The following is a 14,089-nucleotide window of genomic DNA, read 5'->3' as shown; positions in this document are numbered from 1 at the left end:
AATGGGAGAACGCCATGCAGACTCGCAACAAGATCCTCGACGACCTGTCGCAGCTGATGACAAACGCGATGGGCGTGGCACAGGGTGCCCGCACCGAGGCCGAAACCGCCTTCAAGGGCATGATCGACCGCTGGCTCGCCGATCGCGATTTCGTGACCCGGGAAGAGTTCGACGCCGTGCGCGCCATGGCCCAGAAAGCGCGCGAGGAAAACGCCGCCCTGTCCGCGCGCATTGCCGCACTCGAAGCGGGCAACAAGACCAACGGCACCCCCTCGTAAAGGCCCAGGCGGAAACCGCTGACGGACGCGGCGATATCTTGCTGCGTCCTACCTCCTATCCACAACTTATCGTAGTAATCCACAAATAAAAGCTTGCCACCGCCGCCGCGACGCAGCACCATATCTAGTATGGGCAGAGCGGTTCGCCCCGCCCATTGGAGCAGTCATCTAGCGTTAGAGGGATCCAAAAGCCCCGACCGCTAGAGCACATTGAGGTGGCACCATGGCACTTTCCGAGCCGTATCTCGAAGACGACATCCATCCCATCGACATCGTCGAGCATCTGGCCGAACACCACGAGTGGGATTTCGATCGAATTGGCGACGATCAGATCGCAATGGCCGTCGAGGGCCAGTGGCGCACCTATTCCGTCTCGCTGTCCTGGTCGGGCTATGACGAGTCGCTGCGCCTGGTCTGCACCTTCGAGATGGAGCCGCCCGAGGACCGTCTGCCGGAACTCTACGCCCTGCTCAACGAGTTGAACGACAGCTGCTGGGCCGGCGCCTTCACCTGGTGGGACGAACAAAAGCTGATGGTCTACCGCTACGGCCTCGTCCTGGCCGGCGGTCAGGTGGCCTCGCCCGAGCAGGTCGACACGATGATCACCTCGGCCGTCCTCGCCTGCGAACGCTTCTATCCCGCGATCCAGCTGGCTGTCTGGGGCAACAAGACGCCAAAGCAGGCCATGCAGGTCGCCATTGCAGAGGCCTACGGGCGCGCGTAAACCCGTGCCCTGAACCGCAACAGGGGAGGGGCACGACCCATGGACATGAACGAAATCGCCGCCCGCGGGCTGGTTCTGCTGGGCTGTGGCAAGATGGGCTCGGCCATGCTGACCGGCTGGCTGGCGCAGGGGCTGCCCCCGGCTTCGGTCTGGGTGCTCGATCCGCATCCCTCGGACTGGCTCAAGGCGCAGGGCGTCCATCTCAACGAAGGCGTGCCGCTCGCGCCCGCCGTGGTGCTGATCGCGGTCAAGCCGCAGATGATGGGCGAGGCGCTCCCGGTGCTGCAACCGCTCGGCAATGGCGCCACCCTCTTCGTCACGGTCGCCGCCGGCACGCCGATCTCGGCCTACGAGGCGGTGCTGGGCAACAAGACCCCGCTGGTGCGCGCCATGCCGAACACCCCCGCCGCGATCGGCCGGGGCATCACCGCGCTGATCGGCAACGCCTCGGCCTCGGTCGCCGACCTCGACGGCGCCGAGACGTTGCTCTCGGCCGTGGGTCAGACCGTGCGGCTGGACAGTGAGGCGCAGATGGACGCGGTGACCGGTCTCAGCGGCTCGGGCCCCGCCTACGTCTTCCACCTGATCGAAACGATGGCCGCCGCCGGCGTGGCGCAGGGCCTGCCCGAGGCGCTGGCGATGCAGCTGGCCAAGGCGACCGTCGCCGGGGCTGGCGCTCTGGCCGAAACGGCGGACGAGGATCCGGCGCAGCTGCGCGTCAACGTCACCAGCCCGAACGGCACCACCCAGGCCGCGCTCGAGGTGCTGATGGACAAGGACAGCGGCTTCCCCGCCCTGCTGAGCCGCGCTGTCGCCGCAGCGACCAACCGCAGCAAGGAACTGTCCCGTGGCTGAGATCACCTATGACGATTTCCAGAAGGTCGAGATCCGCGTCGGCACCGTGACTCGCGCCGAACCCTTCCCCGAGGCGCGCAAGCCCGCCATCAAGCTCTGGGTCGATTTCGGCGGCGATCTGGGCGAGAAGAAATCCTCGGCCCAGATCACCCGGCACTACACGCCCGAGGCGCTGGTCGGCAGACAGGTGCTGGCCGTGGTCAACTTCCCGCCGCGCCAGATTGGCCCCGTGCGCTCGGAAGTGCTGGTCCTCGGCGTGCCGGATCAGGACGGCGAAGTCGTGCTGATCGGCCCGACGCTGGGCGTTCCGAACGGCGGCCGGCTGTTCTGACCGCGCATGCGCGCGCGGGCGAACCTGTCGCCCTGGAGTATTTGAAAAGAGAAGAAGCCTGCGGCATCCCGCTCTGACGGATATTCAGACGGGGGCGGCGTCGCCCACCGCCGCGCGCCAGTGGCGGCGGCAGAGCGAGACATAGGTTTCGTTCCCCCCGATCAGCACCTGTTCGCCCGACACGATCGCGCGGCCCTCGGCGTCCTGGCGGATCACCATCGTCGCCTTGCGCCCGCAATGGCAGATCGTGCGCACCTCTCGCAGATCGTCCGCCAGCGCCAGCAGCGTGGCCGACCCGGGAAACAGCTCGCCCCGGAAGTCCACGCGCAGCCCGTAGGCCAGCACCGGCACGTTCAGGTCGTCGGCCACCCGCGCCAGCTGCCAGACCTGCGCCGGTTCCAGAAACTGCGCCTCGTCCACGAAGACGGCGGCGACGGGACCGCGCGCCTGCACCCGCGCAAAAAGGTCATCCCCCGGCCCAAACAGATCGGCCTCGGCGGCAATCCCGATCCGCGAGGCGATCCGCCCGGTCCCGGCGCGCCCGTCGATCCGGGCGGTCAGAAGATAGGTTTCCATCCCGCTTTCGCGGTAATTGTGCGAGGCCTGCAGCAGGATCGCCGACTTGCCGGCGTTCATGGTCGAATAGTTGAAGTAGAGCTTGGCCAAGGCATCCTCCGGCAGATCGCGCCCTTTATCGGCAAGCGCGCTGCCGGGATCAAGGTGATCAGAGGTGGCGCTGCACCAGCACCGACCCGACGGAATAGCCGGCCCCGAAGGAACAGATCAGGCCCAGGTCGCCCTCGCCCAGATCGTCGGAATGCTTTGAGAAGGCGATGATCGACCCGGCCGAGGAGGTATTAGCGTAATCCTGCAGGATATTCGGCTGTTCCTCCGGCTCGGGCGGGCGGCCCAGAACCTTGCGGCCGATGAAATCGTTCATCGACTTGTTCGCCTGATGCAGCCAGAGCCGCTTCAGCGCCTCCGGCTCGACGCCCTCGGCGGCAAGGTGGTCCAGGATGTGCTGGCCGACCATCGGCACCACTTCCTTGAACACCTTCCGCCCGTTCTGCATGAACTGCATGTCGCGCCGGTCGGCCACCCCGTCGGGGCGCGAGCGCCGCAGGAAGCCGTTGTTATTGCGGATGTTGTTCGAAAACTCGGTGGCGCAGCGCGTCGAGAGAATGTCGAACCGCGCGCCCTTCGCGTCGTCCGCTCTTTCGATCAGCGTCGCGGTGGCAACGTCGCCAAAGATGAAATGACAGTCCCGGTCGCGCCATTCGAGGTGACCCGAGCAGATCTCGGGGTCGATCACCAGCGCCCGCCGGACCGACCCCGCGCGGATCATGTCGGCGGCGGCCTGAATGCCGAAGGTGGCCGAGGAACAGGCGACGTTCATATCGAAGGCGAAGCCGGTGCAGCCCAGTTCTTTCTGCAACTCGATGGCGACGGCAGGATAGGCGCGCTCCATGTTCGAGGCGGCGCAGATCACCAGATCGACGTCATGCCCCTCGCGCCCCGCCCGGGCCAGCGCCTTGCGGGCGGCATCGGCGCCCATCTCGGTCATGATCCCCGGTTCGTCGTCCGACCGCTGGCGCAGCGCGGGATACATGCGCGCGGGGTCCAGCACGCCGGACTTGTCCATCACATAGCGCTGTTCGATCCCGCTCGCCTTGACGATGAATTCCTCGGAGGAAGGTGCCTTCGCCTCCACCTCGCCGGCCGCGATAGCCTCGGCATTCTCGGCGTTGAACCGCTCGGCATAGGCATTGAAGGCGGCGACCAGCTCGGCGTTGGTGATGGTCTGTGAAGGCGTGAAGACGCCGGTACCGGTGATGGCTGGGATATGGGTCATGGCGGTCCTCCCCGGAGCGGTATCGGCCAGCCTATCGCTGGGATAGGGCCGGGGCAAGAGGCCTGTCCCGGCAGGGGCGGGCGGGCAAGCTGTTGGAATTACAGCATTTAGGCAGAGAGTGATTTCGGCCCGCGTCCGGCCGGCCCCCGCAGGCGGATCAGTGCAGCCGCGCCTTGACGATATAGGCGTCGATATTCTCCTCGCCAAGCGCGCGCAGCGCCTCGAGCCGGTGATACCCTTCGATCAGGATATAGCCCTTGCCCTCGGTGCGGATCTGGATCGGCGTGGATTGCCCGTTCGCAAGGATGTTCTGGGCCAGATCCTTGACCTTATCCAGGTTCAAGGCGCGGCGCCGGCTGACGGGGACCCGGATCAGCGCAACGGGAATGGAGAGTTTTTTCAGCATGGCCGACCTTGCGCCTGTTCGGCGCGGTTGACCAGCACAGAATGCAGCCGGGCGTCTCAGATCAGCGGAACGAAAGGGATCCCGTTGCAGGCCGCGATGAAGAGCACCGAGAATAGGAAGAGGGCAAGGCGCATGGTCGGGTTCCCGTCGTTGTGTTCCTTGGGGAAACAGTCGCCGGGGAATGGGGCGGAATTAGGACGAACGACGGGTGGTTTGGAATGTTTGCCGATCCACGTGGGCCGCGTCGACCCCGCCCGGCAACGCCAGGGTGCATTGATCTCGCGTGTGCATGGGTTACGGTCTTTCCGGCTAAGAGAAGTGGGGCGACCGTTGTCTGACGATTGCGAAACCTGCCTGAACCGTCTGCTGCGCGGTATCGCGACACATGATACGCGGACTGTCCGCTTGGCCTGGCGCGCGTTGCTGGCAACTCCTGCGATGACGGCGCCGGCAGTTCAAGCAAGGCTCGACACTCCCACCTGGACCAAGCCGCCGAGCGGGCCGTCCGACCGTTATCTCGGCATGTTGCTGGCGTTGCTGGATGCCGTGGACGCGGAGGCCTTCGGCGCTGAGATCGAGAGACTCACGGCGCAACTCCTGCATCCCTTGCACCGTCGCACGGTCGAACTGCTGGCCAAGCGGCGCGGTGAACGGCCCTTCGGAACGCTTGATTGCGGTGTGCCGGTCCATATCGCCGACGATGTGCCTGAACCGGCGGGTCTGCTGCGGCGGATGAACCGCTGGAGCAGGACGAAGGAGCTTTCCATTGCAGACGTGACGCGCGTCGATGTTATCCTGGGACGGCCAGAGCTGGATTACCTCGGTTTGTACGCGATCCGGTTTGACGCGATTGTGCTTGTGTGGAGGCCGACGTTACATCGGTTTCCGCTGGTCTGGTTCTCCTGGCTGGACCATGAGCGCACCTTCTATCACGAGATCGGGCATCATCATTTTGGCCATCATCAGGGCGGACAGGACATCGATCAGGAACAGGAAGCCAATGCCTATGCCACTCGGATGCTCCGCCGGGCGCATCCGGTCGCGATGCGTCTGCTCGCGCTGGTTGTCCTGCCTGTGCTGCGTCTCAGGCGGCTGAAGCGTCGTTGGCTGGGATAGGGGACGTCGGGTAGCAGCGTGCGGGCTCCGGACCGGGGCTGTCGCTAACTGGTTAGAGCGGCGCGTTTTGGCTTTCCCGCTTGTTCCGGGTGGATGGAGTATAGGGTGAGATGGGATGGTGCGTGACGAGCACGCACCCTACCGGGATCGCTGCCGGTCCGTGCCACGCCGACACCCCACCAAGATGTAGGGTGCGTGCTCGCCACGCACCGAACCCGGGCGGGCAGGGCGGGAATTGCCCCGCTCTGGGCGGTATGGAGCCGAGGTGGCGGTGGTTGAACCCCGCCCTACGATTGCAGCGCCTTGACCCCCACGTCCCCCTCGGCCTGGGCCTTGATCGCCAGCGCGGCGGCGTGGCTGCCGGCGGCGGTGGTGAAATAGGGGATCTTGTCATAGAGCGCGACGGAGCGGATCGACTTGGAATCTTCGACAGCCGCCGCGCCTTCGGTGGTGTTCATGACCAGGTGAATCCCGCCGTCCTTCATCATGTCGACGATGTCGGGACGGCCCTCGTAGACCTTGTTCACCTGCTCGCAGGGCACGCCCTGCGCCTTGAGCCACGATTGTGTCCCCCGGGTCGCCACCAGCGTAAAGCCCTGCGCGACAAGGATCTGCGCCGCCTCCAGCATCTGCGCCGTCTTGTCGTCGTCGCGGATCGAGATGAAGGCGCGGCCCTCGCGCGGCAGCGGGTTGCCGGCCCCCATCTGCGCCTTGAGGAAGGCGCGGGGGAAGTCGCGGTCCCAACCCATCACTTCGCCGGTCGAGCGCATCTCGGGGCCGAGGATCGTGTCGACGCCGGGGAAGCGGGCAAAGGGCAGCACCGCCTCTTTTACCGAGAACCAGGGCATGTTCGGATCGACCAGCGTCAGCGGATCGGCCAGCGGCAGGATGGTGTCGTAATCGTCGTCCGCGTCATAGGGCGGGCGCAGCGGGAAGTTCGACAGCGGCTCGCCAGCCATGACGCGCGCGGCTATGGCGGCAATGGCGCTGTCGGTCGCCTTGGCGACGAAGGGCACCGTGCGCGAGGCGCGGGGGTTGACCTCGATCAGGTAGATCTCGCCATCCTTCACCGCGAACTGCACGTTCATCAGCCCGACGACGTTCAGCGCCTTCGCCAGCGCCTCGGTCTGGACCTTCACCTCGGCGATGATGCTCTCGGGCAGCGAATAGGGCGGCAGCGAACAGGCGCTGTCGCCCGAATGCACGCCGGCCTCTTCGATATGCTGCATGATCCCGGCGACATGAACCTGGGTGCCGTCACACAGCGCGTCGACGTCGAGTTCCACAGCGCCCGACAGATAGCTGTCCAGCAGGACCGGGCTGTCGCCCGACACCACCACCGCCTCGGCGATGTACCGCTCCAGCTGCGACTGGTCGCGCACGATCTCCATCGCGCGGCCACCCAGCACGTAAGAGGGGCGGATGACCAGCGGAAAGCCGATATCGGCGGCAATCGCCAGCGCCTCGGCGTCGGAATGGGCGATGCCGTTGACGGGTTGCTTCAGCCCCAGCTTCTGCACCAACTGCTGGAACCGCTCGCGGTCTTCGGCCAGGTCGATGGCGTCGGGCGTGGTGCCCAGGATCGGAATTCCGGCGTCATGTAGGGCGTTCGCCAGTTTCAGCGGGGTCTGGCCGCCGAACTGGACGATGACACCGTGCAGGGTGCCGTTTTCCTGTTCGACCCTCAGGATTTCCATCACATGCTCGAAGGTCAGCGGTTCGAAATACAGCCGGTCCGAGGTGTCGTAATCGGTCGACACTGTCTCGGGGTTGCAGTTGACCATGATGGTTTCGAACCCCGCTTCGGTCAGCGCAAAGCAGGCGTGGCAGCAGCAATAGTCGAACTCGATCCCCTGACCGATCCGGTTGGGACCGCCGCCCAGAATGACGACCTTCTTGCGGTTCGACGGCCGCGCCTCGCATTCCACCTCGCCCATCATCGGCATCTCATAGGTGGAATACATGTAGGGCGTCTGCGCCTCGAATTCGGCGGCGCAGGTGTCGATCCGCTTGAACACCGCGTTGACGCCCAGGTTGCGGCGGGCGCGGCGCACGTTGTCCTCGTCCCGGCCCGTCAGCTTGCCCAGACGCGCGTCGGTAAAGCCCAGCATCTTGACGGCGCGCAGGCCTTCCTCGGTGGTGGGTAGGCCATGCTTCTTCAGCTTTTCCTCGACCTCGACGATCTCGCGGATGCGTTCCAGGAACCAGGGGTCGAACATGGTCACGCCGTGGATCTCGTCATTCGACAGCCCGTGGCGCATCGCCTGGGCGATGGTGCGCAGACGGTCTGGCGTCTGGCGGGCCAGCGCCTTGACGATGGCGGCCTTGTCCGGTGCGCCGGGAATGGCGATCTCGTCAAAGCCGGTCAGGCCGGTCTCCAGGCTCGCCAGCGCCTTCTGCATTGACTCGTGGATCGTGCGGCCGATGGCCATGGCCTCGCCCACCGATTTCATCGCGGTGGTCAGCTCGGGCTTGGATCCGGGGAACTTCTCGAAGGCAAAGCGCGGGATCTTGGTCACGACATAGTCGATGGTCGGCTCGAAACTGGCGGGCGTGACCTTGGTGATGTCGTTGTCAAGCTCGTCCAGCGTATAGCCGACCGCCAGCTTGGCCGCGATCTTGGCGATCGGGAAACCGGTCGCCTTGGACGCCAGCGCCGAGGACCGCGACACCCGCGGGTTCATCTCGATCACCACCATGCGGCCGTCCGCCGGGTTGATCGCCCATTGCACGTTCGACCCGCCCGTTTCGACTCCGATCTCGCGCAGAACGGCGATACTGCCGTTGCGCATCGCCTGATATTCCTTGTCGGTCAGCGTCAGGGCCGGGGCCACGGTGATCGAGTCGCCGGTGTGCACGCCCATCGGGTCGACGTTCTCGATGGAACAGACGATGATCGCGTTGTCCGCCTTGTCGCGGACCACCTCCATCTCGTATTCCTTCCAGCCCAGCAGGCTTTCGTCGATCAGGATCTGGCCGACCGGCGAGGCATCCATGCCCGAACGGCAGAAATGCTCGTAATCCTCGCGGTTATAGGCCACGCCGCCGCCGGTGCCGCCCAGGGTGAAGGCGGGGCGGATGATGGCGGGCAGGCCGATCTCTTCCAGTGCATCCAGCGCGATCTGCACGCCGGCCTTCAGGTCGCGCTTGCCGTTCGCCAGCTTCGGCGCGGTGACGATGGTCGCCTTGGGGTTCTCCAGCCCGATCCGGTCCATCGCCTCGCGGAACTGGGCGCGGTCCTCGGCCATCTCGATGGCGGCGCGCTTGGCGCCGATCATCTCGACGCCGAATTTCTCCAGCACGCCCATCTCTTCCAGCGCCAGCGAGGTGTTGAGCCCCGTCTGCCCGCCCATGGTCGGCAGCAGCGCGTCGGGGCGCTCCTTCTCGATGATCTTGGCGACCATCTCCGGCGTGATCGGCTCGATATAGGTGGCGTCGGCCAGCTCCGGGTCGGTCATGATCGTCGCCGGGTTCGAGTTGACCAGGATCACCCGGTATCCCTCTTCCCGCAGCGCCTTGCAGGCCTGGGCACCCGAGTAGTCGAACTCGCAGGCCTGGCCGATGACGATGGGGCCGGCTCCGATGATCATGATCGACTTGATATCGGTTCTCTTCGGCATGTCGGCCCCTCTTTGCGTGCGAGTCAACGCGCCCCGGAGGGGGCGCGCAAATTGTCTGCGTTATAGGCATGGAGAAGGCGGGCGCAAGAGGGGAACCGACCGCCGCGACAGCGCCGCGCGGCGCCTGCCTATTCGGCGGCGCGCCGGTCGGCCGAAACGGCGGTTCCGCTATAAAGATAGTCGCGCGTGATCGGCACCGCGTCGCGCTTGTGGGCCAGCTGAAACTGGAACACCGCCTGCTTCTGTTCCTCGAAGGCCAGGTAGCAGACGGTCAGGTAATATCGCCACATCCGGATGAACCGCGCGTCATACAGCTTCTTCACCGCATCCATGTGGGAATCGAACCGCGCCAGCCAGTGGCGCAGGGTCAGAGCGTAATGCAGGCGCAGCACCTCGATATCGGCGTTCCACAGGCCCGAGCGCTCCACCGCCGGCGCCAGCTCGGACAGCGACGGGACATAGCCGCCCGGGAAGATATAGCGGTTGATCCATTCCGACTGCGCCATCGGCGGCCCGGTGCGCCCGATGGTATGGATCAGCGCCACGCCGTCCGGGTCCAGCAGCTCGGACACCTTCGAGAAATAGGTGTCGTAGTGCGGCAGCCCCACATGCTCCAGCATCCCGACCGACACGATCCTGTCAAAGGGTTCGTCCAGCAGGCGATAATCCTGCAGCCGCAAGTCGATCCTGTCCTGCAGCCCGGCGGCGGCCACCCGCTGCTGCGCCAGCGCCAGCTGGTTCTCGGACAGGGTGACGCCGACCACCTTCGCGCCCCAGTCGCGCGCAAGCGTGATCGCCATGCCGCCCCAGCCACAGCCGATGTCCAGCGCGCGCATCCCAGGCTCGATCCGCAGCTTGGCCGCGATATGCGCCTTCTTCGCCGCCTGCGCGGCCTCCAGGCTCATCGTCGGGTCCGCGAAATAGGCGCAGGAATACTGCAGGTCCTGATCCAGGAACAGCTGATACAGCTCGTTCGACAGGTCATAGTGATGCGCCACATTCGCCCGGGACCGGCGCGGATCGTTCTTCTGGATGAAATTGCCTAGTTTGAACCGTGTCCGGTTCACCGCCCGCACCCACAGCGGGAAGGCATCGTCGCGCCAGTTGCGCAGAACCAGCCGCACCAGGCTGTCGATATCGTCGAACTCGATCTCGATACGGCCATCCATGTAGCCCTCGCCCAGGGCCAGATCGGGCCGCAGGCAGATCGCGCGCAGCGTCGCCTCGTCCCGGATCTTCACCGCGGCCTCCAGGCCACCGCTTCCATCGCCGAACCGGGATGTGCTGCCGTCAGGGTAGGTGACTCGCAGGCTGCCCGTCCGGACAAGCCGCGACATCATGGTCTCGAAAACGGTCTGCCACATGGCCGGCCCCCCGCTTGTTTATCCAATACCGCCAACGAAGATACACCGATCCTCACCGATTCCAATCATTTGTTAACGGTTTGTTAACCGGATGGCCCGCGCCCGCTTCCCCTTGACATGGCGACCCCGGCAAGGTGTATCGGCGCGATCGTCCGAAATCGTCCGAAGGGACCCGCCATGCACGCCTATCGCAGCCATACCTGCGCCGATCTGACCGCCGCCAACGTCGGAGAGGCCGTCCGCCTGTCCGGATGGGTCCATCGGGTGCGAGATCACGGCGGCGTGCTCTTCATCGACCTGCGCGACCATTACGGCATCACCCAGGTGATCTGCGACCCCGACTCGCCGGCCTTCAAGGAGGTCGAGAAGGTGCGCAGCGAGTGGTGCATCCGCATTGACGGCACCGTCAAGGCGCGCGACGAGTCCCTGATCAACCCCAAGCTCGCCACCGGCGAGATCGAGGTCTACGCCCGCGGCATCGAAGTGCTGGGCGCGGCGGGCGAGCTGCCGCTGATGGTCTTCGGCGAACAGGAATACCCCGAGGAGACGCGCCTGCGCTACCGCTTCCTCGACCTGCGCCGCGAGACGATGCAGAAGAACATGGTCCTGCGCTCGGACGTCGTCGCCTCGATCCGCAAGCGGATGTGGGACAAGGGCTTCCGCGAATTCCAGACGCCGATCATCACCGCCTCCTCCCCCGAGGGCGCGCGCGACTTCCTGGTGCCCTCGCGGCTGCATCCGGGCAAGTTCTACGCCCTGCCGCAGGCGCCCCAGCAGTTCAAGCAACTGCTCATGGTCTCGGGCTTTGACAAGTATTTCCAGATCGCGCCCTGTTTCCGCGACGAGGACCCGCGCGCCGACCGTTCGCCCACCGATTTCTACCAGCTCGACATGGAGATGTCCTTTGTTACCCAGCAGGACGTCTTCGACACCGTCTCGCCGGTGATCGCCGGCGTTTTCGAGGAATTCGGCAAGGGCAAGCGCGTGGATGCGCCGGCCGACTGGCCGCAGATTTCCTACCGCGACGCCGCGCTCTGGTACGGCACCGACAAGCCTGACCTGCGCAACCCGATCAAGATGCAGGTGGTCTCCGACCACTTCGCCGGCTCGGGCTTCGCGATCTTCGCCAAGCTGCTCGAGCAGGAAGGCACCGAAATCCGCGCCATCCCCGCACCGACGGGTGGCTCACGCAAGTTCTGCGACCGCATGAACGCCTTCGCCCAGAAGGAAGGGCTGCCGGGGATGGGGTATATCTTTTGGCGGGATGGCGAGAACGGCATGGAAGCTGCCGGCCCGCTGGCCAAGAACATCGGCGAAGAGCGCACTGAAGCGATCCGCCAGCAGCTCGGCCTTGGCGTCGGCGACGCGGCCTTCTTCCTGGGCGGCAAGCCCGAGGCCTTTCAGAAGGTGGCCGGCAAGGCCCGCACGGTCATCGGTGACGAGCTTGGCCTGACCGACAAGGACCGCTTCGCCTTTGCCTGGATCGTCGATTTCCCGATCTACGCCCGGGACGAGGAAACCGGCAAGATCGACTTCGAACACAACCCCTTCTCCATGCCCCAGGGCGGGATGGAGGCGCTGGCCGGCGATCCGCTCAAGGTCATGGGCTATCAATACGACCTCGCCTGCAACGGCTATGAACTGGTCAGCGGCGCGATCCGCAACCACAAGCCCGAGATCATGTTCAAGGCCTTCGAGATCGCCGGCTATCCGAAGGAAGAAGTCACCAAGCGCTTTGGCGGCATGGTCAACGCCTTCCAGTATGGCGCCCCGCCCCACGGCGGCTGCGCCGCAGGGATCGACCGGATCGTCATGTTGCTGGCCGATACCGCGAACATCCGCGAGGTCATCCTCTTCCCGATGAACCAGCGCGCCGAAGACCTGATGATGAACGCGCCCTCCGAGCCCACCAGCGACCAGCTGATGGAACTCGGCCTGCGCGTGATCCCGCGCGACTGACCGCGCGCCCGGGACCATCCCTCGGGGTGGTCCGGCCGGCGGCGGTCGCCCGGTCCGCGCTGTCCCTGCGGCATTCCGCCGATCCTGCGACGGAAACCGCGCCCCGGCGCGTTTCACGCATGACGCTGTTGGAAAACGCCCTATTGTTGCGGGAGGTCCGCGACGTCGGGCCTGGGAAAGCTGTGAGGTGTCATGGTCGGTTTTGCTCCGGATCTTGCGGAAATCCGCTTCGGCTGCGGCCTGTCGCCGGTGATCCCACCGCCGGAGTCGGCCGCCGCCATTGTGCAGGCGCTGCGCGGCCCCGACACGATGGCCGAACGCTTCCCTATCGACTCCTACACCGCCCATGAGGCCTGGCTGGAAAGCGCGCGCGCGCTGCGCAAGGCCGGCTATCAGGACAAGAAGGGCCGCAAGAAGGACGCATTGGACGCCTTTCGCAAGTCCCGCCTGGAAAAGAACCAGGAGGCGATGGTCTGGGCGATGCGGGTGCAGCTGCGCTGGGCCCATACCCCGACCGGCTTTCACGAGCGGCTGGTCGCCTTCTGGGCCGACCATTTCACCGCCGTGGGCAAGGTTGGTCTGATGCGCTCGGCGATGGCGCCCTATGTGGAAACCACCATTCGCCCGCATGTCGCCGGACGCTTCGCCGATCTGCTGATCGCCGCCGAGACCAGCCCGCTGATGCTGCATTACCTCGATCAGGTGACCTCGGTCGGGCCGAACAGCCGGGCGGCGCAGAACAAGGAGGCGCTCGGCGGGCTGAACGAGAACCTCGCCCGCGAGGTGCTGGAACTGCATACGATGGGCGTCGACGGACCCTATACGCAGGACGACGTCCGCCAGCTTGCCGAGCTCTTCACCGGGTTGACCGTCCAGGCCAAGGGCGGTTTCACCTTCCGTCCGGCCTTTGCCGAACCCGGATCCGAGACGGTCCTGGGCAAGTCCTACGGCGGCGATCCCGGAACGCTTGAGGCGGTGCATGAGGCGCTGCGCGACCTGGCGCTGCACCCTGTCACCGCCGGCCACATCGCGCGCAAGCTTGCGGTGCATTTCGTCTCCGACACGCCGGACCCAGGCCTGGTGTCGGCGATGATGCGCCGCTACCTCGACACCGGCGGCGATCTTGCCGAGGTCTATGGTGCCATGCTGGCGCATCCGGCCGCCTGGTCCGAACCGCTGCAGAACGTGAAGCCGCCGCAGCAGTTCATCGGTTCGGCCTTCCGGGCACTGGCAGTCTCGCCCGAACGGGTGGCGCAGCTGCGTCCGCGCGACATCCGTCAGACCTTCGACAGCCCGCTTGCCACGATGGGCCAGCCCTGGCTGACGCCCAACGGGCCCGACGGCTGGGCCGAGCAGGACGAGGCCTGGGTGACGCCGCAGGGCGTGGCAGAACGGCTGATCTGGGCGGTAAACGTGCCGCAGATGCTGCGACCGGCCCTGCCTGATCCGCGCCTCTTCGTCAATCAGGCGCTGGGGCGCTTTGCGACGGAAGCGGTGCGGTTTGCCGCCGCCGCCGCCGAAAGCGAGGCCGAGGCCGTTGGCCTCGTGCTGGCCTCGCCCGCTTTTCAGCGCCGATAGGAGACC

12 protein-coding genes are annotated in these 14,089 nt (G+C 65.8%); 7 read left to right on the top strand and 5 right to left on the bottom strand.

Features of this window, described 5'->3' with window-relative positions; translation table 11 throughout:
• Positions 1-14 precede the first annotated feature (14 nt).
• The 4 genes from ACFO5X_RS05120 (at position 15) to ACFO5X_RS05105 (ending at position 2,188) form a co-directional block, all read left to right on the top strand.
• The gene (locus tag ACFO5X_RS05120) at positions 15-278 is read left to right on the top strand and encodes an accessory factor UbiK family protein (protein ID WP_380716161.1); all 264 of its coding nucleotides are present in this window, start codon (positions 15-17) and stop codon (positions 276-278) included.
• Between the two features lie 223 nt (positions 279-501).
• A complete protein-coding gene (locus tag ACFO5X_RS05115; RefSeq protein WP_380716160.1) occupies positions 502-1,002 on the top strand; it encodes a type III secretion system chaperone family protein in 501 nt (166 codons plus the stop codon).
• 39 nt (positions 1,003-1,041) lie between these two features.
• Complete coding sequence (gene proC / locus ACFO5X_RS05110) at positions 1,042-1,857, top strand: pyrroline-5-carboxylate reductase (RefSeq protein WP_380716159.1); 816 nt, start codon at positions 1,042-1,044, stop codon at positions 1,855-1,857.
• Entirely contained in the window at positions 1,850-2,188 is a 339-nt protein-coding gene (locus ACFO5X_RS05105) for a tRNA-binding protein (protein WP_380716158.1), read from the top strand. The genes proC and ACFO5X_RS05105 overlap by 8 nt, the downstream gene beginning before the upstream one ends.
• 84 nt (positions 2,189-2,272) lie before the next feature.
• Here the strand turns inward: ACFO5X_RS05105 and ACFO5X_RS05100 are convergent, their stop codons facing one another.
• The 3 genes from ACFO5X_RS05100 to ACFO5X_RS05090 all read right to left on the bottom strand — a co-directional run bounded on the left by ACFO5X_RS05100 (position 2,273) and on the right by ACFO5X_RS05090 (position 4,446).
• Entirely contained in the window at positions 2,273-2,854 is a 582-nt protein-coding gene (locus ACFO5X_RS05100; RefSeq protein ID WP_380716157.1) for a thymidine kinase, read from the bottom strand.
• 58 nt (positions 2,855-2,912) lie between these two features.
• Complete coding sequence (locus ACFO5X_RS05095) at positions 2,913-4,040, bottom strand: beta-ketoacyl-ACP synthase III (RefSeq protein WP_380716156.1); 1,128 nt, start codon at positions 4,038-4,040, stop codon at positions 2,913-2,915.
• 157 nt (positions 4,041-4,197) lie between these two features.
• On the bottom strand, positions 4,198-4,446 hold the full coding sequence (locus tag ACFO5X_RS05090; protein WP_380716155.1) for a ParB N-terminal domain-containing protein: 249 nt from the start codon (positions 4,444-4,446) through the stop codon (positions 4,198-4,200).
• 330 nt (positions 4,447-4,776) lie between these two features.
• Here ACFO5X_RS05090 and ACFO5X_RS05085 point away from each other — a divergent pair, with 330 nt between their 5' ends.
• The gene (locus ACFO5X_RS05085) at positions 4,777-5,562 is read left to right on the top strand and encodes a hypothetical protein (protein ID WP_380716154.1); all 786 of its coding nucleotides are present in this window, start codon (positions 4,777-4,779) and stop codon (positions 5,560-5,562) included.
• 287 nt (positions 5,563-5,849) lie between these two features.
• On the opposite strand, the gene carB is transcribed toward ACFO5X_RS05085, so the two are convergent.
• The gene (gene carB, locus ACFO5X_RS05080) at positions 5,850-9,182 is read right to left on the bottom strand and encodes a carbamoyl-phosphate synthase large subunit (RefSeq protein WP_380716153.1); all 3,333 of its coding nucleotides are present in this window, start codon (positions 9,180-9,182) and stop codon (positions 5,850-5,852) included.
• A 128-nt stretch (positions 9,183-9,310) separates the two neighbouring features.
• A complete protein-coding gene (locus tag ACFO5X_RS05075; RefSeq protein WP_380716152.1) occupies positions 9,311-10,546 on the bottom strand; it encodes a class I SAM-dependent methyltransferase in 1,236 nt (411 codons plus the stop codon).
• A 177-nt stretch (positions 10,547-10,723) separates the two neighbouring features.
• Here ACFO5X_RS05075 and aspS point away from each other — a divergent pair, with 177 nt between their 5' ends.
• A complete protein-coding gene (gene aspS / locus ACFO5X_RS05070; RefSeq protein ID WP_380716151.1) occupies positions 10,724-12,505 on the top strand; it encodes an aspartate--tRNA ligase in 1,782 nt (593 codons plus the stop codon).
• Between the two features lie 192 nt (positions 12,506-12,697).
• Positions 12,698-14,083, top strand: a complete 1,386-nt coding sequence (locus ACFO5X_RS05065; protein WP_380716150.1) for a DUF1800 domain-containing protein — start codon at positions 12,698-12,700, stop codon at positions 14,081-14,083.
• Positions 14,084-14,089 lie beyond the last annotated feature (6 nt).

This window comes from Seohaeicola nanhaiensis, assembly GCF_042654245.1.
GTDB classification, from domain to species: Bacteria; Pseudomonadota; Alphaproteobacteria; order Rhodobacterales; family Rhodobacteraceae; genus Seohaeicola_A; species Seohaeicola_A nanhaiensis.
The sequence above is the reverse complement of the archived record's forward strand: the minus strand, read 5'-3'. Positions and strand labels throughout refer to the sequence as shown.